Source organism: Mesorhizobium sp. P2_C5_2, from assembly GCF_056404535.1.
Genome location: NZ_JBFUDV010000001.1, coordinates 16,750 through 42,352 on the forward strand (window position 1 = coordinate 16,750; position 25,603 = coordinate 42,352).

At 62.7% G+C, this 25,603-nt stretch carries 24 protein-coding genes and 1 riboswitch; of the genes, 10 read left to right on the forward strand and 14 right to left on the reverse strand.

The genetic code is table 11. From position 1 onward, the window contains the following. The first annotated feature begins 50 nt into the window (after positions 1 to 50). From chvE to araD1, 4 genes are all read left to right on the forward strand, one after another. Positions 51 to 1,121: a multiple monosaccharide ABC transporter substrate-binding protein gene (chvE, locus tag AC1D1B_RS00095; RefSeq protein ID WP_142868326.1), complete on the forward strand. Its 1,071-nt coding sequence runs from the start codon at positions 51 to 53 to the stop codon at positions 1,119 to 1,121. A 122-nt stretch (positions 1,122 to 1,243) separates the two neighbouring features. Then, positions 1,244 to 2,776, forward strand: coding sequence for a multiple monosaccharide ABC transporter ATP-binding protein (mmsA, locus tag AC1D1B_RS00100; protein ID WP_477264134.1), 1,533 nt, complete (start codon positions 1,244 to 1,246; stop codon positions 2,774 to 2,776). Further along, positions 2,773 to 4,059 carry a multiple monosaccharide ABC transporter permease gene (mmsB, locus tag AC1D1B_RS00105; RefSeq protein ID WP_477264132.1) on the forward strand — a complete coding sequence of 429 codons (1,287 nt, stop codon included), beginning with the start codon at positions 2,773 to 2,775 and terminating at the stop codon, positions 4,057 to 4,059. Before mmsA ends, mmsB begins: the two co-directional genes overlap by 4 nt. A gap of 211 nt (positions 4,060 to 4,270) precedes the next feature. Continuing rightward, the gene (gene araD1, locus AC1D1B_RS00110; protein WP_477264130.1) at positions 4,271 to 5,266 is read left to right on the forward strand and encodes an AraD1 family protein; all 996 of its coding nucleotides are present in this window, start codon (positions 4,271 to 4,273) and stop codon (positions 5,264 to 5,266) included. Between the two features lie 182 nt (positions 5,267 to 5,448). Here the strand turns inward: araD1 and AC1D1B_RS00115 are convergent, their stop codons facing one another. Beyond that, complete coding sequence (locus tag AC1D1B_RS00115) at positions 5,449 to 6,219, reverse strand: ABC transporter substrate-binding protein (RefSeq protein ID WP_477328729.1); 771 nt, start codon at positions 6,217 to 6,219, stop codon at positions 5,449 to 5,451. 95 nt (positions 6,220 to 6,314) lie between these two features. Continuing rightward, complete coding sequence (locus AC1D1B_RS00120; protein WP_477328730.1) at positions 6,315 to 7,409, reverse strand: 2'-deoxycytidine 5'-triphosphate deaminase; 1,095 nt, start codon at positions 7,407 to 7,409, stop codon at positions 6,315 to 6,317. A gap of 139 nt (positions 7,410 to 7,548) precedes the next feature. Continuing rightward, positions 7,549 to 7,626, forward strand: a riboswitch (SAM riboswitch). Between the two features lie 57 nt (positions 7,627 to 7,683). Between AC1D1B_RS00120 and AC1D1B_RS00125 the strand changes: the two genes are divergently transcribed. Continuing rightward, positions 7,684 to 8,874, forward strand: coding sequence for an O-succinylhomoserine sulfhydrylase (locus AC1D1B_RS00125; RefSeq protein WP_477328731.1), 1,191 nt, complete (start codon positions 7,684 to 7,686; stop codon positions 8,872 to 8,874). A gap of 27 nt (positions 8,875 to 8,901) precedes the next feature. On the opposite strand, the gene AC1D1B_RS00130 is transcribed toward AC1D1B_RS00125, so the two are convergent. Further along, a complete protein-coding gene (locus AC1D1B_RS00130; RefSeq protein ID WP_477328732.1) occupies positions 8,902 to 10,053 on the reverse strand; it encodes a ceramide glucosyltransferase in 1,152 nt (383 codons plus the stop codon). 209 nt (positions 10,054 to 10,262) lie between these two features. Between AC1D1B_RS00130 and apaG the strand changes: the two genes are divergently transcribed. Further along, the gene (gene apaG, locus AC1D1B_RS00135; RefSeq protein ID WP_142868334.1) at positions 10,263 to 10,655 is read left to right on the forward strand and encodes a Co2+/Mg2+ efflux protein ApaG; all 393 of its coding nucleotides are present in this window, start codon (positions 10,263 to 10,265) and stop codon (positions 10,653 to 10,655) included. A gap of 231 nt (positions 10,656 to 10,886) precedes the next feature. On the opposite strand, the gene AC1D1B_RS00140 is transcribed toward apaG, so the two are convergent. The 3 genes from AC1D1B_RS00140 to AC1D1B_RS00150 form a co-directional block, all read right to left on the reverse strand. Further along, a complete protein-coding gene (locus AC1D1B_RS00140; RefSeq protein ID WP_477264117.1) occupies positions 10,887 to 11,918 on the reverse strand; it encodes an Hsp33 family molecular chaperone in 1,032 nt (343 codons plus the stop codon). A gap of 96 nt (positions 11,919 to 12,014) precedes the next feature. After that, positions 12,015 to 12,926 (reverse strand): ornithine carbamoyltransferase, encoded by a 912-nt coding sequence (gene argF / locus AC1D1B_RS00145; protein WP_477264115.1) that lies wholly within the window; start codon positions 12,924 to 12,926, stop codon positions 12,015 to 12,017. Positions 12,927 to 12,943: 17 nt separating this feature from the next. Then, on the reverse strand, positions 12,944 to 14,143 hold the full coding sequence (locus tag AC1D1B_RS00150; RefSeq protein WP_477328733.1) for an acetylornithine transaminase: 1,200 nt from the start codon (positions 14,141 to 14,143) through the stop codon (positions 12,944 to 12,946). Positions 14,144 to 14,501: 358 nt separating this feature from the next. Here AC1D1B_RS00150 and AC1D1B_RS00155 point away from each other — a divergent pair, with 358 nt between their 5' ends. Next, positions 14,502 to 15,020, forward strand: coding sequence for a GcrA family cell cycle regulator (locus tag AC1D1B_RS00155; protein ID WP_477233711.1), 519 nt, complete (start codon positions 14,502 to 14,504; stop codon positions 15,018 to 15,020). 89 nt (positions 15,021 to 15,109) lie between these two features. Here AC1D1B_RS00155 and AC1D1B_RS00160 read toward each other — a convergent pair whose 3' ends face one another. The 3 genes from AC1D1B_RS00160 to AC1D1B_RS00170 form a co-directional block, all read right to left on the reverse strand. Continuing rightward, positions 15,110 to 16,117, reverse strand: coding sequence for a magnesium and cobalt transport protein CorA (locus AC1D1B_RS00160; protein WP_181056252.1), 1,008 nt, complete (start codon positions 16,115 to 16,117; stop codon positions 15,110 to 15,112). Between the two features lie 94 nt (positions 16,118 to 16,211). Beyond that, entirely contained in the window at positions 16,212 to 16,937 is a 726-nt protein-coding gene (gene phoU, locus AC1D1B_RS00165) for a phosphate signaling complex protein PhoU (protein ID WP_477328734.1), read from the reverse strand. A 128-nt stretch (positions 16,938 to 17,065) separates the two neighbouring features. Next, positions 17,066 to 18,331 carry an ATP-binding protein gene (locus tag AC1D1B_RS00170; protein WP_477328735.1) on the reverse strand — a complete coding sequence of 422 codons (1,266 nt, stop codon included), beginning with the start codon at positions 18,329 to 18,331 and terminating at the stop codon, positions 17,066 to 17,068. A gap of 205 nt (positions 18,332 to 18,536) precedes the next feature. Between AC1D1B_RS00170 and ppk2 the strand changes: the two genes are divergently transcribed. Further along, positions 18,537 to 19,442: a polyphosphate kinase 2 gene (gene ppk2, locus AC1D1B_RS00175; protein WP_477328736.1), complete on the forward strand. Its 906-nt coding sequence runs from the start codon at positions 18,537 to 18,539 to the stop codon at positions 19,440 to 19,442. Between the two features lie 72 nt (positions 19,443 to 19,514). Here the strand turns inward: ppk2 and AC1D1B_RS00180 are convergent, their stop codons facing one another. The 3 genes from AC1D1B_RS00180 to AC1D1B_RS00190 form a co-directional block, all read right to left on the reverse strand. After that, positions 19,515 to 19,643: a hypothetical protein gene (locus AC1D1B_RS00180; protein ID WP_477328737.1), complete on the reverse strand. Its 129-nt coding sequence runs from the start codon at positions 19,641 to 19,643 to the stop codon at positions 19,515 to 19,517. Between the two features lie 51 nt (positions 19,644 to 19,694). Next, on the reverse strand, positions 19,695 to 20,333 hold the full coding sequence (locus tag AC1D1B_RS00185) for an acyl-homoserine-lactone synthase (RefSeq protein WP_477328738.1): 639 nt from the start codon (positions 20,331 to 20,333) through the stop codon (positions 19,695 to 19,697). A 332-nt stretch (positions 20,334 to 20,665) separates the two neighbouring features. Next, complete coding sequence (locus AC1D1B_RS00190; RefSeq protein WP_477328739.1) at positions 20,666 to 21,397, reverse strand: LuxR family transcriptional regulator; 732 nt, start codon at positions 21,395 to 21,397, stop codon at positions 20,666 to 20,668. Positions 21,398 to 21,692: 295 nt separating this feature from the next. Here AC1D1B_RS00190 and AC1D1B_RS00195 point away from each other — a divergent pair, with 295 nt between their 5' ends. After that, positions 21,693 to 22,508, forward strand: coding sequence for a transporter substrate-binding domain-containing protein (locus tag AC1D1B_RS00195; RefSeq protein WP_477330481.1), 816 nt, complete (start codon positions 21,693 to 21,695; stop codon positions 22,506 to 22,508). Between the two features lie 37 nt (positions 22,509 to 22,545). Here AC1D1B_RS00195 and AC1D1B_RS00200 read toward each other — a convergent pair whose 3' ends face one another. Further along, positions 22,546 to 22,959, reverse strand: a complete 414-nt coding sequence (locus AC1D1B_RS00200) for a tellurite resistance TerB family protein (RefSeq protein WP_477328740.1) — start codon at positions 22,957 to 22,959, stop codon at positions 22,546 to 22,548. A 157-nt stretch (positions 22,960 to 23,116) separates the two neighbouring features. Between AC1D1B_RS00200 and AC1D1B_RS00205 the strand changes: the two genes are divergently transcribed. Further along, entirely contained in the window at positions 23,117 to 24,766 is a 1,650-nt protein-coding gene (locus tag AC1D1B_RS00205) for a lysine--tRNA ligase (RefSeq protein WP_477328741.1), read from the forward strand. Here the strand turns inward: AC1D1B_RS00205 and AC1D1B_RS00210 are convergent. Further along, entirely contained in the window at positions 24,729 to 25,601 is an 873-nt protein-coding gene (locus AC1D1B_RS00210) for a thermonuclease family protein (protein WP_477328742.1), read from the reverse strand. The genes AC1D1B_RS00205 and AC1D1B_RS00210 overlap by 38 nt on opposite strands. Positions 25,602 to 25,603 lie beyond the last annotated feature (2 nt).

A 25,603-nucleotide genomic window follows, 5' to 3' on the forward strand; every position in this document is an offset into this window, starting at 1 on the left:
GGCCCGCGAAGCCCCGAGGTGTCGCGTCCATCAACCAGGGAGAGTTTTACGTGAAAATCATCAAGACACTGGCCGCAGTCGCGGCGCTTGGCATTGCTGCCATGACCTACTCGGCGCACGCCGCCGACAAGGGTCTTGTCGGCGTGCTGATGCCGACCAAGACCTCGCAGCGCTGGATCAATGACGGCGATGCCGTCAAGTCCCAGCTCGAAGCTCTCGGCTACACCGTCGACCTGCAGTACGCGCAGGACGACATCCCCAACCAGCTCAGCCAGCTGGAAAACGAAATCACCAAGGGCCCGAAGGCGCTGATCATCGCCTCGATCGACGGCACCACGCTGTCGGATGCGCTGCAGAAGGCCGCTGACGCCGGCGTCGTCGTCGTCGCCTATGACCGCCTGATCAAGAAGACCGCCAATGTCGACTACTACACCACCTTCGACAATTTCGGCGTCGGCGTGATCCAGGCGAACTCGCTGGTCAAGGGCCTCAAGGAGCGCTTCCCGAACACCAAGCCGTGGAACGTCGAACTGTTCGGCGGCTCGCCGGACGACAACAACGCCTTCTTCTTCTACAACGGCGCCATCTCCGTCCTGCAGCCGCTGATCGACGACGGCTCGATCAAGATCAAGTCCGGCCAGACCGGCATGGACAAGGTCGGTACGCTGCGCTGGCTCGCCGCCACCGCCCAGGCGCGCATGGACAACCTTCTGTCGGCCAACTACTCGGACGGCAGCCGCGTCGATGGCGTTCTGTCGCCCTATGACGGCCTGTCGCGCGGCATCACCGCCTCGCTGCGCGCCGTTGGTTACGGCACCGACGCTCAGCCTTGGCCGATCGTGACCGGCCAGGATGCCGAGACCGCCTCGGTCAAGCTGATCATCTCGGGCGAGCAGTACTCGACCGTGTTCAAGGACACCCGCGAACTGGCCAAGGCCACCGTCGAACTCGTCGACAAGGTGCTCTCGGGCGGCAAGCCGGACGGCCTCGATGAAAAGACCTACAACAACGACGTCAAGGTCGTTCCTTCGATCCTCTTGACGCCGCATGATGTCGACAAGTCGAACTACCAGGCGCTGGTCGTCGACTCCGGCTACATCAAGGCCGACGAACTGAAGTAAATTCGGTTGTAAAATCAGGGGTCCTGCGCAACGCAGGGCCCCTTTTCGTTCACCAGCGGGCCCGGTATTGTTACCGACCTCGCCGGCAGTGTTTGCCGACCTCTCAAGGAGCGGTAGTTCCCATGGCCTCGACGATTTTGGAGATGCGCGACATCACCAAGACGTTCCCCGGCGTGAAGGCGCTGTCGAACGTCAACCTCAGTGTCGAGGAAGGCGAAATCCATGCCGTGGTCGGCGAAAACGGCGCCGGCAAATCGACGCTGATGAAGGTTCTGTCCGGCGTCTATCCCGCCGGCACCTATGACGGCCAGATCATTTTCCAGGGCCAGGAATGCCAGTTCAAAGGCATCCATGACAGCGAACACAAGGGCATCGTCATCATCCACCAGGAGCTTGCGCTGGTGCCGATGCTGTCGATCACCGAAAACATTTTTCTCGGTAACGAAAACGCCAAATACGGCGTCATCGACTGGGACGCCAATGAGAAGCGCACCGGCGCCCTGTTGAAGAAGGTGGGCCTCAAGGAGGACCCCAATGCGCTGATCACCAATATCGGCGTCGGCAAGCAGCAATTGGTCGAAATCGCCAAGGCGCTGAGCAAGGACGTCAAGCTGTTGATCCTCGACGAGCCGACGGCGTCGCTGAGCGAAAAGGACAGCCAGGCGCTGCTCGACCTTTTGCTCGAATTCAAGAAGCAAGGCATGACCTCGATCCTGATCTCGCACAAACTCAACGAGATCAACCGGGTCGCCGACAAGGTCACCGTCATCCGCGACGGGCGCACCATCGAGACGCTGGCCAAAAAGGACATCAGCGAGGATCGCATCATCACCTCGATGGTCGGCCGTTCGCTCGACGACCGCTATCCGCCGCGCGAGCCGAAGATCGGCGAAGTCGTGTTCGAGGTGAAGAACTGGTCGGTCTATCACCCGCTCCATGCCGAGCGGCAGGTGATCAAGGGCATCGACATCAATGTGCGCAAGGGCGAGGTGGTGGGCATTGCCGGGCTGATGGGCGCCGGCCGCACCGAATTCGCCATGAGCCTGTTCGGCCGCTCCTACGGCCGCCGCATCACCGGCGAGGTGCTGCTCAAGGGCAAGCCGGTCGATGTCTCCACGGTGAGCAAGGCGGTCCAGCACGGCATCGCCTACGTTACCGAGGATCGCAAGACCTACGGTCTCAACCTCATCGACCATATCAAGCACAACATCACGCTGGCCAATCTCGGCGGCGTCTCGCGCCACAGCGTGATCGACGACATGCGCGAACTCGCGGTTGCCAACGACTACCGCAAGAAGACCAATATCCGCGCGTCCAGCGTCTATCAGATGACCGGCAATCTTTCGGGCGGCAACCAGCAGAAGGTGGTGCTGTCGAAATGGCTGTTCGCCGACCCGGACGTGCTGATCCTCGACGAGCCGACACGCGGCATCGATGTCGGCGCCAAATATGAAATCTATACGATCATTGCCCGTCTTGCCTCGGAAGGTAAGTCGATCGTGGTCATCTCGTCGGAAATGCCGGAATTGTTGGGGATTACCGACCGCATCTACGTCATGAACGAAGGGCGCATCGTCGGCGAAATGCCGGCGTCTGAAGCAAGCCAGGAAAAAATAATGCGCGCCATCGTTCGGGGAGAAGGAAAAGCAGCATGAGCACCGAAATCGCCCCGGCCCCGCAGGGCAACGTCGCCGAAGAACAGCGCCCGCGCATCGCCGTCTCGGCGCTGACGACGAATCTGCGCGAATACGGCCTGATCATCGCGCTGATCGTCATCATGCTGTTCTTCCAGTTCACCACGTCCGGGACGCTGTTCAAGCCGGTCAACCTCAGCAATCTGGTGCAGCAGAACTCGTTCATCATCGTCATGGCGCTGGGCATGCTGCTGGTGATCGTCTCTGGCTACATCGACCTCAGCGTCGGATCGGTCGCCGGTTTCATCGGCGCGCTGGCGGCCAACATGATGGTCATCTGGCAGCTCGGACCGCTCAGCAATCCGTTGGTGGTTTCGATCGTCTGCCTGATCGTCGGCGGCCTGATCGGCGCCGCGCAAGGCTACTGGATCGCCTATCACCGCATACCGAGCTTCATCGTGACGCTGGCGGGCATGCTGATCTTCCGCGGCATCTGCCAGGCGCTGCTGGGCGGCGGATCCTCGGTCGGTCCGCTTCCGGACGACTTCAAAATGCTCAGCTCCGGCTTCATCCCCGACATTATCGGCCCGTTGACGCTCGTCCCGCCGGTAGTGAACGCAGCCGGCAAGACCATACTGGGCAGCGGGGTGACCCTGCACATGACGACGGTCGTGCTCGGCCTGATCGCCGTGCTGGCCTATGCCTATTTCGGGGTCCGCACCCGGCGCAAGCGCGAGCGTCATGGCTATGAGGCCGAGCCCTTCCCCCTGTTCATCGTCAAGACGCTGGTCGCCAGCGCGCTGGCGCTGTTCCTGGTCTATGAGTTCGCCAGCTACCGGGGCCTGCCGGTGGTGCTGCTGGTCATGGGCGTGCTGATCACGCTGTTCGTCTTCGTCACCAAGCGCATGACCATCGGCCGCCGCATCTATGCCATGGGCGGCAACCCCAAGGCGGCGCAGCTGTCGGGCATCAACACCGAACGGCTGACGCTGATGGTGTTCATCAACATGGGCGTGCTGTCGGCGCTCGGCGGCCTGATCATTGCGGCGCGCCTCGGCCAGGCTGTGCCGGCGGCGGGTCTGGGCTCCGAGCTCGACGTCATCGCCGCCGTGTTCATCGGCGGCGCTTCTGCCATGGGCGGCGTCGGCCAGGTCATCGGGGCGGTCGTCGGCGGTTTCATCATGGGCGTGATGAACAACGGCATGTCGATCATGGGCGTCAATGTCGACTGGCAGCAGGTAGTCAAAGGCCTAGTGCTGCTCGGCGCCGTGATCTTCGACGTCTACAACAAGAACAAGGCCTGACAGGCTTTAGGCGAGGCAACGAAGAAGGCATACGGGTCAAGATCGCGATGTTGCCGGCAACCTGCCGGCATCAGCAAGTCCCCTGAGGGACGGAGCCCGCGAGCGCAATCCGGACGAAGAGTTCAACCCGTGGCGCGGCGTGGTCCGAGCCGCGCAGGTCAAGGTTTGCCAAGAGGCAACCGGGCCAAGGCACATGAGAGAGGGTTTCATCATGCTGATCTCCCAGATTCTCGACGACGCCGAGACGATCCGCGTCGTCGCCCGCAATGGCGGCGGCAAGACCAGGGTCATCAACGGCGCCCGCAGCGTCTATTCGCTGGCCATGGAAGCCGCGCGCACCGGCACCGGGCTCGCCGCGCTGATCGAGCGCAAGGGATACGGTGAAGCCGTCGACCTCGACGCCGTCTACAAGAAGGGCCGGCTGGTGTCCCCGATCAACCATCCCGATCCCGCGCATCTGCATCTCACCGGCACCGGCCTGACCCATCTCGGCTCGGCGGCGACGCGCGATTCCATGCACAAGAAGCTCAGCGACGGCGGCGAGGAACAACTCACCGATTCCATGAAGATGTTCCGCATGGGGCTCGAGGGCGGCAAGCCGGCCAAGGGCCAGACCGGCGTGCAGCCGGAATGGTTCTACAAGGGCAACGGCACCATGGCGGTGGCGCCGGGTGCGGCACTGATGTCGCCTGCCTTCGCGCAGGACGCCGGCGAGGAGCCGGAGATCGCCGGCATCTATGTCATCGGCGACGACGGCGCGCCGTTCCGGGTCGGCTTCACGCTATCGAACGAGTTTTCCGACCACGTCACCGAGCGGGTGAACTATCTGTTCCTGGCGCATTCCAAGCTGCGCAACGCCTCGTTCGGTCCGGAGATCCTGATCGGCGACCTGCCGGCCGACATCAGGGGCTCATCGCGAATCTATCGCGACAGCAATCTTTTGTGGGAAAAGCCGTTCCTGTCGGGCGAAGCGAATATGTCGCACACCATCGCCAATCTCGAGCACCACCATTTCAAATACTCGGCCTTCCGCCAGCCGGGCGACGTGCATGTGCACATGTTCGGCACGGCGACGCTGTCGTTTGCCGATGGCATCAGAACGCAGGCCGGCGACGTCTTCGAGATCGAAGCTGGAGATTTCGGCCTGCCGCTGCGCAACCCGCTGGAGATCGAGCAGCCGGTGAAGGTGGCGGTGAAGGCGTTGTAAACTGGGTGATCTCCCCCCTCGTGGGCGAGATGGCCGGCAGGCCAGAGGGGGGCGCTGTCCCTCCAGCATCTCAATTGAAAACAAACTCTGCCTTCAGACTGGTCTTAGCGAGAGGTCGCGATCCTTCGCGCCCCCCTCTGCCCTGCCGGGCATCTCCCCCACGAGGGGGGAGATTGGCAGCTTCAATAAATATCAAAATCGAAATACTTAGCCTGGATCTTCTTGTAGGTGCCGTCGGCAACAATCGCGTCGATCGCAGCGTTGAGCTTGTCGCGAAGGGCGGTGTCTTCCAGGCGCACGGCGATGCCGGCTTGCGTCTCGGTGCCCTTGACGTCGCCGACCAGCTTGCAGCAGCCGTCGCTCGCCTTCTTCAGCCAGTCCATCAGCACGAACTTGTCCGAGATGACGGCGTCGAGACGGCCGTTCTGCAGGTCGGTGATCGCCTCTTCCTGGGTTGGGTAAAGCTTCGCCTCCGCACCCGCCTTGCCGTAGGCGTTCTGCGCATAGTCGGCCTGGGTGGTCGAGGCCTGCGCGCCGACCGTCTTGCCGGCAAGAGCGGCCGGTTCGGTGGAGGTGAGGTCGCTGTCCTTCGGCGCCACCAGCGCCAGCGGCGTGGTGTAATATTTGTTGGTGAAGGCAACCTGCTTCTTGCGCTCCTCGGTGATGCTCATCGAGGCGATGATGGCGTCGAACTTTTTCGCCTGCAGCGCCGGAATGATGCCGTCCCAGTCCTGGGTGACGATCTCGCACTCGACCTTCATCTGCGCGCACAGCGCGTTGGTGATGTCGATGTCGAAGCCTTCGACCTTGCCGTCAGCGGTGATGGTGTTGAAGGGCGGATAGGCTCCCTCGGTGCCGATCTTCAATTTCTCCTGCGCCTCAGCCAGCGAGCCGGCTACTAACACCAGTACGGCAGCGCCGGCTGCCGATATGATCCATTTCGATATTTGCATTTTTGTTCCCCTAGGCCGTTGTTTTCCGGCAGCAAGGATAGCCAAGCATGACGAGCCGGCACAGGCAAGTATTTTGCCCGACGGTGATTGAGGGTTCAGCCGGCGGTGCGGAAATGCTTGGAAAGCTTCAGGCCCTGAGCCTGGTAATTCGAGCCGAGATCGGTGCCGTAGAGCGCCTGCGGCCGCTTCAGCATGTGCTCGTACACCAGCCGCCCGACGATCTGGCCGTGGTCGAGGATGAACGGCACTTCGTGGCTGCGCACTTCCAGCACCGCCCGGCTGCCGGTGCCGCCGGAGGCCGAATGGCCGAAGCCCGGATCGAAGAAGCCGGCATAGTGGACGCGAAACTCGCCGACCAGCGGATCGAAGGGGGTCATCTCGGCGGCGTAGAGCGGCGGCACGTGCACCGCTTCGCGGCTGACAAGGATGTAGAACTCGTCGGGATCAAGCACCAGTTCGCCGGCGCCGCTCTTGTAGAGCGGCTCCCAGAAATCGACGGCATCCTGGGCAGCGCGCTTGTCGACATCGACCAGGCCGGTGTGATGCTTGCCGCGATAACCGACCAGGCCGTTCTGATCGCCGTCGAGATCGATCGACAGCGCGATGCCGCCGCCGGAAATGTTGGGCGGCTCGGTCGCCACCAGCATTTCGGCGCGATGCAACTCGCTCAGCTCGGCTTCCGACAGCAAAGCATTGCCGGTGCGGAACCTGATCTGCGACAGCCGCGAACCGGCACGCACGACGATCGGGAAGGTGCGCGGGCTGACCTCGAGATAGAGCGGACCGTGATAGCCGGCGGCGATCTTGTCGAACTCGTGGCCGCGATCGGTCATCACGCGGGTGAAGATGTCGAGCCGTCCGGTCGAGCTCTTGGGGTTGGCCGAAGCCGAAATGTTGTCCGGCAGAGCGAGGCTCTCGAGCAGCGGCACGATATAGACGCAGCCGGTTTCCAGCACCGCGCCTTCGGTCAGGCTGATCTCGTGCAGCTTCAACCGCTCGAGCTTCTCCGACACCTTGTGGTTGGGGCCGGGCAGAAAGGAGGCGCGGACGCGAAAAGCGTTGTCGCCGAGCCTGAGATCGAGGCTCGCCGGCTGCACCTGATCGGAATCGAGTGCGCGCGGCGACTTCAACGCGCCGGACTGGAACAGCGCGGAAATATCCTGATCGGGAAGAATGCCTGTCTGCCGCAATGGCTGGCTCCGCTCCAAGGCCGGTCTCTTTGTGGCAGGTTCTTGCCGCAAAACCGCTGGACACTTTTGCGGAACCTGCCTGGTACAAACCTCTTAATGAAGCCGGCAATTGACGCAAGCATGGCTGAGGTCTAAAGGGTCGTTATCCCGTGGTGATTTGGCCGGTCGGCTTGCAGCCACGTTAAACAAGTCGCTAAAGGACCGTCGGGCCGCAAGGCCGTATGGACCGGTTGCGACTTTCGCGGCCGGTTTTTTTGTGTCTGGAACAAAAGCGATGAGCACCAAGAAGCGTAACTGGAAGCCTCAGACCGCCCTCGTGCACGGGGGAACCCTGCGTTCCCAATTCGGCGAGACGTCGGAAGCGATGTACCTGACCCAGGGCTATGTCTACGAGACGGCGCAGGCCGCCGAAGCCCGTTTCAAGGGGGAGGAGCCGGGTTTCATCTATTCGCGCTATGCCAACCCGACCGTCGACATGTTCGAAAAGCGCATGTGCGCGCTGGAAGGCGCCGAAGATGCCCGCGCTACGGCATCGGGCATGGCGGCGGTGACGGCAGCGCTCCTGTGCAGCGCCAAGGCCGGCGATCACATCGTTGCGGCGCGCGCGCTGTTCGGCTCCTGCCGCTGGGTGGTCGAGACGCTGGCGCCGAAATACGGCATCGAGGCGACGCTGGTCGACGGCACCGACATCGCCAATTGGGAAAAGGCAGTCAGGCCGAACACCAAGCTGTTCTTCCTGGAAAGCCCGACCAACCCGACACTGGAAGTGGTCGACATCGCCGCCGTGGCATCGCTGGCCACCTCGATCGGCGCCCGGTTGATCGTCGACAACGTCTTTGCCACGCCCTTGCAGCAGAAGCCCTTGCTGCTCGGCGCCCACATCGTTGTCTACTCCGCGACCAAGCATATTGACGGCCAGGGGCGCTGTCTTGGCGGCATCATCCTGTCGGACAAGAAGTGGATCGACGAGAATTTGCACGACTATTTCCGGCATACCGGCCCGAGCCTGTCGCCGTTCAACGCCTGGACGCTGCTCAAGGGCCTGGAGACACTGCCGGTGCGTGTGCGCCAGCAGACGGAAAGTGCGGCCAAGATCGCCGATTTCCTGGCCGGACGGCCGGAGATCGCGCGCGTCATCTATCCGGGCCGCGCCGACCATCCGCAGGCCGATATCGTCAAGAAGCAGATGACCGGCGGCTCGACGCTGATCTGCCTCGACGTCAAGGGCGGCAAGCAGGCGGCCTTCGCCCTGCAGAACGCGCTCGACATCGTGCTGATCTCCAACAATCTCGGCGACGCCAAGAGCCTGATCACCCATCCGGCGACGACGACGCACAAGAACCTCAGCGACGAGGCGCGCGCCGAGCTCGGCATCGGGCCGGGAACGCTGAGGCTGTCGGTTGGTCTTGAGGATACCGACGATCTGCTTGAGGATATCGAGCAGGCGCTGAAGGCGGCCAAGTAGGCTTTACCCGAAGCACGGCGCGGGCGCTCAGGCGCCCGACGAAGCCTCTTCCAGCTCGGCTGCCTTGGTGCCGATGGTCATGGTGTTGCCGCGCCAGTCGATGGCGCCGCTCAGCCAGCCGCGCGCCCAGATCGCGGGAAGCATGATGTCCCGCGCCATCATTGCCGGGATCATTCGCAGGGACATGTGCCAGCCCTTGGCCGCGGCCAGCGTGCACTCGGGAATATAGGCGGCCGCCAGAACGGCCAGCGCGGTTGCCGGCAGGCTGACGCCGACACTGGCCGCCGCTGTCAGCGCCAGCACCAGCGGCACGGCGACGCCAGTCAGGATTTCGGGCGCGAAGAACAGCGGGAAGGTGACGCGGCGCAGGCGCGCCCAGCGGGCCTGGCGCGACCAGATATCACCAAGCCGGCGCTGCCCCAACGGCTGCTCGAAAGGCGAGGCGACGAGATTGACGTGCAGGTTCAACCCGTTGACCAGCTTGGTCGCTGCCGCGTCCTCGGCGATCTCGGCGGCCAGCGCGCGGATGCCGCCATTGGCGTCGAGCATTGGCTTGTTCCACAGCATGCTCTTGCCCTGGGCAAAGCCGAGGCCGAGCGCCTCGCCGGCATACTGCCAGCGTGCCTGCAGCGTGTTGAGGAAGGCGCATTCGACCTCGGCCCAGAAGCCGTCCGGCCGCGAGCCGATCGGCGTCGAGCAGACAAGGCCGGTATCATCCCGCCAGGCCGCCATCAGGTGCTGGACGTAGTCCGTCGGCATCAGCACGTTGGAATCGGCAAGAATGACCCAGTGATGCCGCGCCGCTTCCCAGCCCTTGACGCAATTGTTGAGTTTTGGATTGCTGCTGATGCGGTCGTCGCCGACCAAAAGCCGGGCAGGTACTTTGGGAAACCGGGCAATCGCCCTGTTTATCAGTTTGACCACCGGATCGTCGGCGTGGGCGACGCAGAAGATCAGCTCGTAGCGCGGCCAGTTCAGTGAGAAGGCGCGAGCAAGCGTCTCCTCGGTAAACGGCTCGACGCCGCGCGACGGCACCACGATCGACACCGAAGGTGCCTTCCCGGCCGGCGGAGCAATCGGGCGCGGCCGCTTCAGGCTGAGCGAAGCGAGCACAATGCTGGCGAGATTGGAAAGAAGCAGGAGTACCGAAAGCAGCGCTGCTATGACTGTCAGTTCCATCGAGATCTGGTCACTCCGGAAAAAAGCGGCCAGGAAGGGCCGTTTTCAACAGTTCGACAGAGCGCTGAGTCGCCCGACACGGTTTGCGCACACCATCATTGTCATGTGTCACTTAAATGACATTGTTGTTCGGCACCTGCGCGTGAGGCCCTAATCCGGGAGTACGGCAAGAGCGCCGACAGATCCGTTGGTGTCGTTTGGAGCAGCCCATGTACCGCGCCGTCACGCGCAACATCGAAGTGCAGGTCAGACCGTTCTACCTGGAGGATCGCTCCGATCCCCAGGAGAACCGTTATGTCTGGGGCTACCAGGTGACAATCGACAACCAGTCGGACGAGTTCGTGCAGCTGATGTCGCGCTACTGGCACATCACCGACGGCAGCGGCCGGGTCGAGGAGGTGCGCGGCGCCGGCGTGGTCGGCGACCAGCCCGAACTCAATCCCGGTGACAGCTATCAATACACGTCCGGCTGCCCGCTCTCGACACCGTCGGGCTTCATGGTCGGGCACTACACCATGCGCAACAAAAGGGGCGAGACGTTCGACATCGCTATTCCGGCGTTTTCGCTGGATTTGCCGGGGACAAGGCGGACAGTGAATTAGCCTCTTTCTCCCCGTTCACGGGGAGTTGAGGAATGGTCCGCGAAGCGGACGAAAAGCCAATTGCTTGGCTTTCGAGTGACGAACGCCCGGCAGGGCAAATGGCGGCGCCGGACTGGTGAGACTATCTTCCCTGGATACAACGGTGCCCACAGCCATTCGCCGAAGTCAGCGCTGCCCCTCATCCGCCCTTCGGGCACCTTCTCCCCGTAGAACGGGGAGAAGGAAGAGAGCTTACTGAGCCGCGAATTCCGCTGGATCGAAGTCGTACTGCGTCGAGCAGAACTCGCAGGCGACGTGGATGCCGCCATCCTGAGTGCTCTCCTTGATCTCTTCGGCGGAGAAGCCTTCGAGGATGCCGCGGATCTTGTCGCGCGAGCAGGAGCACTGGTCGGCGACCGGGACGCCGCCGAAGACGCGCACGCCATGTTCGTGGAACAGCCGGTAGAGCAGCCGTTCGGCGCCGATGGTCGGGTCGATCAGTTCGGTCGGCTCGATGGTGCCGAGCAGCGCCACCAGCTCACGCCATGAATTGTCGGCCGGTTCATGCGTGACATCGCGCGGATCGCCGTCGCCGCCCGAAATATCTGGCACGCGCATGCGCTCCGGCGACTGCGGCAGGAACTGCGCCAGGATGCCGCCGGCGCGCCACTGTTCGCGCGCGCCGCCGGGGCCTGGCGTCAGAAGCTTGGCCACCGAAAGCCTGAGATCGGTCGGGATCTGCTCCGACTGGCGGAAATAGGTGCGCGCGGCGTCTTCCAGCGTCTCGCCGTCAAGCTGGACGATGCCCTGGTAGCGCTGCGTGTGGGCACCCTGGTCGATGGTCAGCGCCAGCACGCCGCTGCCCAGCAGCGTCTGCTGCGAGGTCTCGCCGGCGGCCACCAAAGCTTCCAACCGGTCGGCATCGAAGCGCGCATAGGCGCGCAATGCCGAGGGCGTGGAAAAATCCGCGACCAGCATGTCGACCGGCCCGTCGGTGCGGGTCTGCAGGATGAACTTGCCCTCGAATTTGAGCGAGGTGCCGAGCAGCACCGTCAGCACACAGGCTTCCGCCAGCAGGCGGGCAACCGGCTCGGGATAGTCGTGGCGGCTGAGGATGGCGTCGAGCATCGGCCCGAGCTGCACGGTGCGGCCACGCACGTCGAGCGGGCCGACCTCGAAGGGCACGACGTGATCGTCGCCGGCATAGCCGAACTCGCCGAGTTTGGGGTGATGTTCAGTCACTTGATACGTTTCCAACATGACAAAGCTCCAGGGCGCGGCCATGTGGCCCGGAGGGGCACATGCGTCCAAAACGCGCTTGATTTGCGTGATGCGGCGCAAATAGGCATCGCGCCCCCGCAGATCAAGCGCCCAGACACTTCACGCGCCCAAGCACCAGGCCAAAACCGCCTTCTGGGCGTGGAGCCGGTTCTCGGCCTCATCGAAGACCACCGAATGCGGCCCGTCGATGACCTCGTCGGTCACCTCCTCGCCGCGATGCGCCGGCAAGCAGTGCATGAACAGGGCGTCGGGCTTGGCTCTCGCCATCAGTGCCGCATTGACCTGATAGGGCGAGAAGACGTTGTGGCCGCGGGCGCGGTGTTCCTGGCCCATCGACACCCAGCAGTCGGTGACGATGCAATCGACCTGGTCGACGGCTTCCTCGGGCGAGCGGGTGAAATGCAGCTTGCCGCCATTGGTCTTCGACCAGTCGATGTGCTTCTGCGCCGGCTCGCTGCCTTCCGGCACGGCGACATTGAGGTTGAAGCGGAACCGCGCCGAGGCTTCGAGCAGCGAATGCAGCACATTGTTGCCGTCGCCGGTCCAGGCGATGGTCTTGCCGGCAACCGGACCACGATGCTCCTCGAAGGTCATGATGTCGGCCATCAGCTGGCAGGGGTGGGTATCGTCGGTCAGCCCGTTGATGACCGGAATGGTGGCGTTCTCGGTCAGCTCGAGCAGCCGCTCATGCGACGTGGTGCGGATCATGATGGCGTCGACATAACGCGACAGCACCTTGGCGGTGTCGGCGATGGTCTCGGAGCGGCCGAGCTGCATTTCTGTGCCGGTCAGCATGATGGTCTCGCCGCCGAGCTGACGCATGCCGACATCGAAAGAAACGCGCGTGCGCGTTGACGGCTTGTCGAAGATCATGGCCAGCACCTTGCCTTCGAGCGGTTTGGTGCGCTCGCCGGCCTTGAGGCGCGCCTTGCGCACCACCGCGTCGTCCAGCATGAACCGCAGATCGCCTTCGGAAACGGCGGAAAGATCGGTGAAATGGCGAAGTGACATCAGGAATGGTTCCGGGGTTACTTCGCGGCGGCCGCGGTGATGGCGTCGGCCAGGCCCTTGGCGCCGGCGCGGATACGATCTAGCGCCTCGCCGATCTCGGCGTCGGTGACAGTGAGCGGCGGCAGCAGGCGAATGACGTTATCGCCGGCCGGCACCGCCAGCAGACGCTGGTCGCGCAGCGCCATGTTGACCTTGGTGTTGGGCATGGCGCATTTCAGGCCGAGCATCAGGCCTAGGCCCCTGATGCCTTCGATGACATCGGGAAACTCGTCGGCGACGCCTGCCAGCCCTTGCTTCATCAGCAACGCCTTGCGCTGGACGTCTTCGAGGAAGCCGTCTTCCAGCACCACGTCGAGCACCGCATTGCCGACCGCCATCGCCAGCGGATTGCCGCCGAAAGTGGTGCCGTGCACGCCTGCCGTCATGCCGACGACGGCATCGTCGGTGGCGAGGCACGCGCCCATCGGGAAGCCGCCGCCTATGCCCTTGGCGATCGCCATGATGTCGGGCGTCACGCCGGTCCATTCATGCGCGAACAGCTTGCCGGTGCGGCCGATGCCGCACTGGACCTCGTCAAAGATCAACAACAGGCCGTGCTGGTCGCAGAGCTGCCGCAGCCGCTTCAGGGATTGCGTCGGCACCGGGCGAATACCGCCCTCGCCCTGCACCGGCTCGATCAGGATCGCAGCGGTTTCGGGCGTAATGGCCTTCTCGGCGGCATCGATGTCGTCGAAGCCGACCTGGTCGAAACCCTCGACCTTGGGGCCGAAGCCTTCGAGATATTTGTACTGGCCGCCGGCGGCGATGGTCGCCAGCGTACGGCCATGGAAGGCGCCTTCAAAGGTGATGACGCGGAAGCGCTCGGGATGGCCCTTGACGAACTGGCAGCGCCGCGCCGTCTTGATCGCGCATTCCAGCGCCTCGGCGCCGGAATTGGTGAAGAACACCTTGTCGGCGAAAGTGGCCTCGACCAGCCGCTCGCCCAACCGGGTCTGCCCAGGGATCTCGTAGAGATTGGAGACGTGCCAGAGCTTGGCCGCCTGCTCGGTCAGCGCCGAGACCAGATGCGGATGGCTGTGGCCCAACGAATTGACCGCGATGCCGCCAGCAAAATCGAGATATCGCTCGCCCTTGTCGGTAACCAGCCAGGTGCCTTCACCGTGGTCGAAGGCCAAGGGTGCGCGAGCAAAGGTCTCGTAAAGCGCCGAACCGCTCATTATATGCGTCTCCGGTACCGGAAAATCAAAAAAGCCGCCAAAGCGGCGGCCTTGTGCGGCTTATCGTGTTTTTCGGCCATGAAGTCAACGAAAACGTCGTGCAGAGGCGCGCGGCAAGCTCCCGACGAGACGCCGGCTCATAAGCGACCGGGCAAGTTGGGGAAAACCGAAAAAACCGATTCGTGTTGCACCTGGGACTCTTGTCACCGAGTCAACACATGAGGTAATTGTAGTCGGGAAATAACTAGATTTCGTGCGGCGGACCTAATCACCTAATATATGTGGTGTCTGCCCCGGCAAAGGTTGCCGGGTCGGGAATGGATTCCGGCTGCCGCACGCTTAGCAGGAGCGCGGTCTCATGAACTGGACTGACGAGCGGGTCGAACTTCTCAGAAAACTGTGGTCGGAGGGCTTGAGCGCAAGCCAGATCGCCGCCCAACTTGGCGGGGTCAGCCGCAACGCCGTCATCGGCAAGGTGCACAGGCTGAAGCTATCGGGCCGCGGACGCTCGACCGCAACGCCGGCGCGCCAGAAGAAGACGGCGCAGGGATCTTCGATCCAGAAGTCGGTCTCGCGCGCCGCAACCACGCAGCGCCACGTCACGACGTCGATCGGGGCCACCGCGCTGCAGACACAGTTCGACGCCGAGCCGGTGGCTCGCCACTACATCCGCCCGGTCGAAAACGTCGTCGTGCCGATCTCCAGGCACCTGCAGCTCACCGACCTGACCGAGCGCACCTGCAAATGGCCGAATGGCGATCCGCTGTCGGAAGACTTCAACTTCTGCGGCAACGAGGCCGCCGAAACCGGACCTTACTGCAAGTACCACGCAAGGGTGGCGTTCCAGCCGGCTTCGGAGCGGCGGCGGAGCCGGTAGTTAGGGAATAGGGATTGGGGAATAGGCAGTAGGGAGGGAGAGCGCTCGTGAGGCGCTATCTTATTAAGCCTACTGCCTACTGCCTACCCTCACAGCCATCCGTTCTTGCGAAACCGCCAGTACAGGAACGAGCAGATCAAGGCGATCGCGGTCAGAACCACCGGGTAGCCGTATTCCATCTTCAGTTCCGGCATGTCATCGAAATTCATGCCGTAAATGCCGGCGAGCGCCGTCGGCACCGCCAGTATGGCGGCCCATGACGCCAACTTCTTGGTATTCGCCGTTTCCTGGCTCTGGCCAACCAGCAGACTGGCCTCGAAGGCGAAGGCCAGAACCTCGCGCAGGCTGTCGATCTTTTCCTGCACGGTACGGATATGGTCGGTGACATCGCGAAACAACGGATGCATGGCGCTATGGATCTGCGGCAGGTCGGCGCTGGTCAGCCGGCGGCAGACCTCGACCAGCGGCAGTGCCGCATTGCGCAGACGCAACAGATCGCGGCGCAGCATGTAGAGCCGCTCGATGTCCGGACCGGTCATCGGCTTCAGCAGGACCCTGTCCTCGATCGCCTCGACCTCGTCCTCGATCTGCTCGAGCACCGGCATGTAATTGTCGACGATGAAGTCGAGAATGGCATAGAGGACGAAATCCTCGCCCTTGGCCAGCGAATGCGGGCAGCTTTCCCAGTGCTGACGGACGGCGGCATAGGAGGTCGAGGGACCATGCCTGACGCTGACGATATAGCCTGAGCCGACGAACAGGTGGGTTTCGCCGAAGGTAACGCGGCCGTCGATCAGCTGGGCGGTGCGGGCGACGATGAACAGGGCATCGCCATATTGCTCGATCTTGGGCCGCTGGTGCGGATGCTCGGCGTCCTCAATAGCCAGCTCATGCAGATGGAACTGCGCCTTGACGCGCAGCAACAGCTCGCGGTCGGGTTCGAGCAGGCCGATCCAGACGACATGGCCCGATTTCTTCGCCCATTCGCCGGCCTCTTCGATCGGGATGTCGGCTATGCGCTTGCCGGCGGTGTAGACGCTCGACGCGATGATGCCGGACGATGCCGGCGCCGGCTTGAACTCTCGGACATATTCCATCGCAGCCTCCGAACGCAGAACCTTCAATAGGCCTGAGAAGCTTAACGCTGCGATAGTTTAGCGCAATATGATTAAGCGTTCGAGGGGGGCGCGATCACTTCACCGGCAGCGCCGCCGGAAGCGCCACCTTGTCGGTCTTGTCGCTTTTGGGACGCTCGGCCGGCATCTGGTCGCCGGTGACGATGTAATAGATGGTCTCGGCGATGTTGGTGGCGTGGTCGCCGATGCGCTCGATGTTCTTGGCGCAGAACAGCAGGTGCGTGCACGGCGTGATGTTGCGCGGATCTTCCATCATGTAGGTCAGGAGCTCGCGAAACAGCGAGGTGTACATGGCGTCGATCTGGTCGTCGCGGTCGCGCACGAAGCCTATCCTGTCGACTGAGCGCGAGGCGTAGACATCGAGCACCTCCTTTAGCTGGGTCAGTGCCAGATCGGCCAGCGCCTCGAGGCCGCGAAACAGGCTGGTCGGCTGGCGGCCGTCGATGACGCTCACCACTCGCTTGGCGACATTCTTGCCGAGGTCGCCGACGCGCTCGAGATCGGCGGAAATACGGATGGCGCCGACAATCTCGCGCAAATCCGTCGCCATCGGCTGGCGCTTGGCGATAATGACAATGGCCTTGTCATCGATTTCGCGCTGGCCCTCGTCGAGGACAATGTCATCGCGGATGACCTTCTGGGCGAGGCCCGGGTCGGCATTGACCAGTGCCTGGATCGCCTGTTCGACCATACGCTCGGCGTGCCCGCCCATCGCAGCGATGCGTTTCGACAGGTATTTCAGCTCTTCGTCATAGGCGCTGACGATGTGTACGGACTGCATGGACGAAATGCCTTCCTGAATCCTTGGCCTGGAATCCTTGGCCTTTTGAGTCGTTTCCTCGAATCCTGTGCTGATACGCTAGCCGGATGACAGAAAGAAGAAACAGGCAGTTAGCAAATAGTACTGCCTCAGCGCGCCGGCAAATGGACCGTGAACGCCGCGCCCTTGCCAACTTCCGACTTGATCGAAAGTCTGGCGTTGTGACGCGTCAGTATGTGCTTGACGATGGATAGGCCAAGGCCGGTGCCTTTCTGGGTGCGGCTGCTCTCGACATCGACGCGGTAGAAGCGCTCGGTGATGCGCGGAATGTGCTCTTCGGGAATGCCAGGGCCATAGTCCCTGATGGTGACGTCGATGCCCGGTTCGGGACCGGCCTCGCCCCCGGCGATCGACACCGTGACGCGCCCACCCGGCTGGCCGTATTTGCAGGCGTTTTCCAACAGGTTCTCGAACACCTGGAACAGCTCGTCCCGGTCTCCGGGCACGTCGAGCGGCCCCTCGGCATAGTCGCGCTCGATGACGACGCCGTTCTCCCTGGCGAGCGGGCCGAGCGAGTCGATGACGCTGTCGATGGTCTGGCGCAGATCGACCTCGGTTCCCGGTCTCAGATAGGGCTTCATTTCCAGCCGCGACAGCGAAAGAAGGTCGTCGATCAGGCGCGCCATACGGCCGGTCTGGTTCTGCATGATCTGCAGGAACTGCTCGCGGGCCGCCGGATCGTTGCGGGCCGGGCCGCGCAACGTCTCGATGAAGCCGGAAATCGAGGCCAGCGGGGTGCGCAGCTCATGGCTGGCATTGGCGATGAAGTCGGCGCGCATGCGGTCGATGCGGCGCGTCTCGCTCTGGTCCTTGAACACCAGCACAAAGAGATCGGTGGCGTGGCCGACCGAGGACGCACTGACCCGGTAGGCGCGTTCGACCGGCAGCTTCTCGGTGTAGTCGACCGCATCCGAGGCGACGCTTCCCGACAGCACGCCGTCCAGCAAGGCCTGCATTTCGGGAGCGCGGAATTTCAGCGACAGCGACAGGCCGGGCGCGATCCCGCCAAAGGCGGCGAAAGCGGCGGCGTTGGCGTGGACGATGGTGGCGGTGCGGTCGAAGATGATGAGCGGATCGGCGACGGCGGCCGCAAGATATTCGCCGGAAAGCCGCTGCAACCCGCTCGCCTCGATCGCAGCATCGCTCTGGATGGACTGGCTGGCGCCACCGGTCGGCAGCATCGCGGCAGCAAGCAGCACCGCACAGGCGAGCAGAACGACATAAACGGACATGCCGGCGAAACCATAGACGACCGCGACCGCGACGATGCCGGCGGCGAGCAGCCAGCGGCCGTTCCACAGCCGGGCGGCTACGGCTTGCACTGTCGTTTTCCGCTCTGTGCCAATGTCGGCCATTCGCGCGTCCCGAGCCCTTGCGCCGGCCGGCCGAAACTTCCGCTGGACCGGGTTGCCGCATGACCCCGAAAATCGGAATCGATTTTCGGAAAGGATCATGCGCAAAATCAAAGTGCTACAGCGTCCTTTGCGCGTCCAAACGGGACGCGCGGCGCTGTAGTGCCTCCCCATAGCATGAGTCCGCAAGCTGGAAAGGTTCGTCTCGATGAAAAAAACCAAGGAAAGTCCCGCCGCGGAGCCGGCAAAGGGTCCGCTGAAGATCAGGATCGACGGCAAGGAGCGGGAGTTTGATATCGAGAATCCCGAGCTTCCGGACTGGATCGAGGACAACAAACTGACTGCCGGCGACTACCCCTACGACAAGAAGATGAAGGGCGAGGAATACGACGAGACACTGGAGCGGCTGCAGATCGAGCTGGTCAAGGCGCAGGCCTGGCTGCAGGCGACCGGCAAGCGGGTGATGTCGCTGTTCGAAGGGCGAGATGCCGCCGGCAAGGGCGGCACCATCTTCGTGCTGCGCCAGTATCTCAACCCTCGAACCGCGCGCAATGTGGCGTTGACCAAGCCGACGCTGACCGAAGTCGGGCAGTGGTACTTCCAACGCTATGTCGACCATTTCCCGACATCAGGCGAATTCGTCACATTCGACCGCTCCTGGTACAATCGCGGCGGCGTCGAGCCGGTGATGGGCTTCTGCACGCCGGAACAGCATGAGAAATTCCTCGACGAGACGCCGCATTTCGAGCGGATGATCTCCAATGAAGGCATCTATTTCTTCAAATTCTGGCTGAACATCGGCCGCGAAACCCAGCTCGAACGATTTCACGACCGCCGCTGGTCTCCGCTGAAGAACTGGAAGTTCTCGCCGATCGACATTGCAGGCATCACCAAATGGGACGATTACACCAAGGCCCGCGACCAGATGGTCGAGCGCACGCACAAGCAGTTCGCGCCATGGATCATCGTGCGGGCCAACGACAAACGACGCTCGCGGCTGGCCGTCATGCGGCGCATCCTGTTGTCGTTGCCCTATGATGGGCGCGATCTCGACGCCATCGGCAAGGAAGACAAGAAGATCATCGGCGAAGGGCCGTCATTCCTGGAGAAATAGAGACTGGCCTCGATAGGCAGAGGCTGAAATTACAGAGCCCACCCCGATGTCGGGGCGGGCTCTGTTGCCTGTCTAGGACGCCAGGCGGGCGATCCGCTGCCTCAGCGTGGTGTCGTCCCGCAGCGCCTGCTGGAACAGCGTGATCTCATCATCGATGCGGTCGCACAAAACGTCCGTATCGCCCTTTGAGCGCTTCTGCAAAAGTGCGGCACCCAGCTTTTGGCCAGCGGCCTCGCTTTGCCTTCTCCGATCTCACGACGCCTGCCGCATGCCGAGCATGTCGGGCGTTCCTCTGGCCAGCACCGGGGCGTGATGGTTGCGGCGCGAGCGCACGACATCGAGCGTGTGTTCGTTGAAGGTCAGCAAGGTGGCGACGATCTGCTGGGTGCCATAGCTGCGCTGATAACCGAGCGGCGTCGCCAGGAAGTGCAACTGCAGCGTCCGCAGCACCCACACCGGCTCGACCTCGATAATGACCTGATTGATATTGCGTGCAAGGCCCCATTCGACGAAGCCGGCGATCAGCTCGGTTCCGACCGTAGACACGCCGCGCTTGCCATCGCGAAAGCCTGGCGCCACCGCGTAGCGGGTGAGCTCCCAGACATTCGGTCCCGAAGGGCGGTTTCCCTCGCAGAGTTCCGGCATCACATCGCTCAGGAGATGCGGCCGCGTGGTCGGCAGCATGCGCAGATAGCCGGCAAGCTCGCCATTGCGGATGATGAGGTGATGCTCGGCCTCATCATGGTCGAATTGATCGATTTCGAGGCCGTTCGGGCGGGCGAGATCGGTCCACTGCATCTCATCGACGAAGACTTTGTAACGCAGGCGATGGACCGCCTCCCACAGGTCGGGTCGCTCCATCAGTTGTTGAGTGGTAAGGGTAAATAGCACTAGCCGTCTCCTTGGCTTAAGAGGAAGATACGGCCGGGCTTTCCCGAAAAAATTGCGCGAAGGTGTTGGCAAGGATTTCTAGGCTGCCTAGCCGACATGGCTAATATAGCCGCGCCTAATCGCCTCCGCGACGGCTTGCGCCCTGCTGTTGGCGCCGAGTCTGCTTTTGGCGTTAAGAAAGTATTATTTTATGTCGCGCAAAAGCGGTCTTGGTTTTGCGACAACGACATGCGTTGGTCGTCTTGAGACGACGATAGGATCGGTCTTCCCTGAAGATATTAATGCATGTCGCTCAAAAGTGGCCCCGGTTTTGAGGCAACGACATGCATTCGTCAGCTGATATAGCCGTGCCTGATTGCCTCGGCGACTGCCTGCACGCGGTTGACGGCGCCCAGTTTGGTCTTGGCGTTGAGAAGGTGTTTCTCAGAGGTATGCTCCGAGATGCCGAGGATCTGCGAAATCTCCCACTCGGATTTGCCGACCGCCGCCCATTGCAGGCATTCGCGCTCGCGCGGCGTCAATTCAATGTGATCGATCGTTTTACCGGCCGTCGTTTGAAGCTGCATGGCGCGGCCGATGGCATAGGTGGAGGCCAGTGAGACCATTGCGAATTCAGCGTCGGACAATTCGACCGCCTCACCGCCCAGCGAAACCAGCGCGATCTGGCCTTCGAGCGTGATCAGCGGGAAGGCGAGGCCGTCACGCAGCTTGAACTGGCGGGCGTCGCGCATCACCTCGTCGCTGCTCTTGTCGGCGGGCATGCTTTGAACGGCTTCGCGCCATTGGAATGGCGCCCGAAACTGCTTCAAATGGCTGACGACCGGATCGTGGTCGACGTAGTTGCGCGATAAGTAGCGCTCCAGCCATTCGCTAGGCCAATCGCAGAGCAGCACATGGTCCTTCGTCTGGCTGCTTGGTGTACCGGGCTGCGGCACCGTTGCGGCTATCAGGGCCGTCAATCCGAAATTCGAGGTGACACTAAGTAGCTGCTCGCATACCGCAGCCGACGTGCCGGCACGCTGCACCCGGTCAATATATTCAAGTGTCCGGTCAAAATAACCCATCGCAACATCTACCCCATGTTGCCTACCGCTCTTGAGACCGATGTTACGTGCCTAATCCGCACTTCGCCATCAACCCCGGATTGCAAGCCGCATACTTGGTTTTTTTAGCGCAGCGACCGCTTGCCCTCGGACCGACTCTGCGCGGCTATTTGCAACCTCACTAAAGCATAACCCGAAATTGGCCCTTTGAAATCAAAAACAATTGTACGCGCGTCGTTTTCGTATCAAAAGCCAACGGCAGAACGGGCGGAGTTTTTTCGTGATATCTCGCTGGATTGCCATCGCCTTGCTCTCGATGCTGGTTGGAGTGCAGCCGTTTGCCGGCGCAGCGCGGGCGACGGAACCGCAGGTGCCGGTGCTTTGGGATGCCAAGGAGCGGCTGCCGAAACCGGACCTTTCGGCACTGCCGAGGCTCAGATTCCTTACCACGACCGATTTCCCGCCCTTCAACTTTCTCGACGGCGCTGGCCGGCTGTCCGGCTTCCACATCGACCTGGCGCGGGCGATTTGCGCCGAACTCGACATCGCCGACAAATGCCAGATCCAGGCGCTGCCCTGGGCCGAACTCGACGACGCGCTGCAGAAGGGCGAAGGCGAGGCGATCATCGCCGGCATAGCCGCGACGCCGGAAACGCGGGCGAAATACAGTTTTTCGCGTTCCTATCTGCAGTTTCCGGCGCGCTTCATCATGCCGAAAGCCAAGGCCTTCGCCGAGCCGATCCTCGACAAATTGCGCAGCAAGCGGGTCGGTGTGCTGGCCGGTTCGGCGCATGAAAAGATGCTGCGCGATTATTTCGGCACGGTGCAGATCGTCCCCTTCAACAGCCCTGAAGACCTCTACAGCGATTTGAAAAGCAGCAAGATCGACGCCGCCTTCGGCGACGGGATGCGCTTTTCCTTCTGGCTGGGCGGCACGGACGCGGCCGGCTGCTGCCGCTTCGCCGGCGGCCCTTATCTGGCACCGGAATATCTAGGATCCGGCATGACGATTGCCACCCGGGCCGGCGATCCGGCACTCGCCGCAGCGATGGACTACGCGCTGCAGGAGATTTCGGTGAAGGGCACCTTCGCCGAGTTCTATTTGCGCTATTTCCCAGTCAGTTTCTTCTGATCCGGCCCCGGTCAGCTTCTTCTGAGGCCTGCTGATATCAGGTGAGCGTGCGCAGGCGGGCCTTCGCGCCGCGCGCGATGGCCGCGACGGTCAGGGTGTCGAGATCGAGCTGGCGGCGGATGAGCTGCAGCACCCGAACCTCCTCCATACGCATTTCGAGATCGACGGCGGCAACCTCGAAGGCTGCGGCATAGGCGGTGTCATGCAGCCGCTCGGGCAAAGCCTCACCAACACGCCCGAGAACGCCTTCCAACCCATCCTTTTCATGCAGCATCTTCTGGCAGTCCTGCGCAATGGCAATCAGCCTGTCCTGCTTGAAATCCTCGAACACCGGCCAGCTGCGGACGACGTCGCCGATGCGCGCCAGTTCGACATCGGTCATGTCGCGATCGGAAGCCGACGTGATGACCATCAGGTAGATCAGGGCTTCATGGGTGGACGGCAACGGCATTCAAAACTCCTTGATAGTGAGGCTGGAACGTAGGGACGCCACGAAGGCGCCGCAAGGAAAACCGCCTGATATCGTTGACGCTCCGGCCTGTCGCGCCTAGAGACCCGGTTGAAAAACCTTACCAGCCGCGAAGCCGGCCCATGACTGGAACTTTGACATGACGGGATCAAACACGATCGATCTCAACCCCGAAATGCTTTCGGCAGCGGCCGAGAGCAAGGCCTGGCCGTTCGAGGAAGCCAAAAAGATCATCGAGCGCTACAAGGGTGCCGACTTTCCCGAGACCGTCCTGTTCGAGACCGGCTACGGTCCGTCGGGCCTGCCGCATATCGGCACGTTCGGCGAGGTGGCGCGCACCTCGATGGTGCGCCATGCCTTCCATGTGCTGACCGGAAACAAGATCAAGACCAAGCTCCTATGCTTCTCCGACGACATGGATGGCATGCGCAAGATCCCCGACAATGTGCCGGACCGCGCAGCGCTCGAGCCGTATCTGCATATGCCGCTGTCGTCGGTGCCAAATCCGTTCGGCGGAGACTATGCGAGCTTTGCCGACCACAACAATGCGATGCTGTGCCGCTTCCTCGATACGTTCGGCTTCGACTACGAATTCGCCAGCGCGACGCAGTACTACAAGGCCGGCCGCTTTGACGCGATGCTGCTGCGCGCGGCCGAGCGCTACGACCAGATCATGGCGGTGATGCTGCCGACGCTCGGGCCGGAGCGCCAGGCGACCTACAGCCCGTTCCTGCCGATTTCGCCGAAGAGTGGCCGGGTGCTCTACGTGCCGATGAAGCATGTCGACGCCAAGGCGGGCACCATCACCTTCGACGATGACGGCACCGAGACCACGCTTTCGGTGACGGGTGGCAAGGTCAAGCTGCAGTGGAAGCCGGATTTCGGCATGCGCTGGGCCGCGCTCGGCGTCGATTTCGAGATGTTCGGCAAGGACCACCAGACCAATGCTGTGGTCTACGACCGCATCTGCAACATCCTGGGCGGGCGCGCGCCGGAGCATTTCGTCTACGAATTGTTCCTCGACGAGAACGGCCAGAAGATCTCGAAGTCGAAGGGCAATGGGCTGACCATCGACGAATGGCTGCGCTATGCGCCGACCGAGAGCCTCGGCCTTTACATGTACCAGCGGCCAAGGCAGGCGAAAAAGCTCTATTTCGACGTCATCCCGCGCGCCGTCGACGAATACTACACCTTCCTTGGCGCCTATCCGCGCCAGGACTGGAAGGAACGGCTGGGCAATCCGGTCTGGCACATGCATGACGGCAAGCCGCCGGCGATCGACCTGCCGGTGCCGTTCTCGCTGCTGCTCAATCTGGTCAGCGCCTCCAACGCGCAAAACAAGGATGTGCTGTGGGGCTTCATCTCGCGCCATGCGTCAGGCGTGACGCCAGGAACGCATCCCGAACTCGACCAGCTGGTTGGCTTCGCGATCCGCTATTTCGACGATTTCGTAAAGCCGACGAAGATGTTCCGGCCGGCCGACGACGTCGAGCGCACAGCGCTCGAAGCTCTCAGTAACGCGCTTGGTGGCCTGCCGGCCGGCGCTGACGGCGAAGCGATCCAGAACGCTTCGCTCAACGTCGCGCGCAAGATCGAACGCTATCAGGACCATTCCAAGCAGAGCCCGGATGGCGGCCCCGGCGTTTCCGGCGCCTTCTTCCAGATGATCTACCAGGTGCTGATCGGCCAGGAACGCGGCCCGCGCTTCGGCTCATTCGCGGCGCTTTACGGCATCGCAGAGACGCGCGCCCTCATTGAGCGGGCGCTGGCTGGTCAGCTGGCGGCGTAGCATCCGCCCCAACCGGCGGCGTGTCTGTCGCCGGGGCAGCGAGGATCGGTTGCGACGCCGTCGGTGCCGCAACCGGCGTTGGCGCCGGTGGCAAGCCGCCAAGATCGGGCGCGGCGCCGAAGATGCCCTTCTTGGCAATGCGCGCCTTGTCGCCTGCTTCGACATAGGGGCTGCCTGCGACCGCGCGGGCCCAGCCGTTTTCGACCAGCCACTGGCCGACATCCTGCTTGCCGATGCGGCATTCGGCTGCAATCAGGTCGTGGTCGGCCTCCGGCGGCACCTTGCACGCCACGGCCCGGCCGCGCAGGAAAGACCGGAACGCGGTGCGCGCACGAGCGCCGCAAGCCCAGGACTTGCCGTCCTCTGCACAGGTCTCGTCCTCCTTGACGATGTCGATGCCGGAGACCGCCACGGAATAACCATTGGCTTCGATCAGGCCGGCGGCGGATGCGACCGGCTGGAACAGTTTTGTCCCGCCCCAGTCGTCGACTGCTCTCGGCCTGCGCGGCTTGGGCGGTCCGGCCAGCGCCAGGTCGCTCAGCGGTGCGCGCGGTTCGACCCGTTCGAGCTCCTCTGCCGGGAGTGGCGGCGGCGCGATGGCCTCGGGATCGATCGCTCTCGAATGCACCGGAGGCAAAGGCACCGCAGGCTTGGCGGGCTGTATCTGGGGAATGGCCGAGGTCGCCGGCTCCTCGGGCACGGTGTCAGCGCCCGGGTCGATCTGGTCGATGGTGACGGCGGGCTCGTCGTGATGCAGCGCGCGACCGCCAACGACGACAATGGCGACCATCACCGGAATCGCCAGGATGGCCAGGAAGGCTTGAAGCAGACGCACCG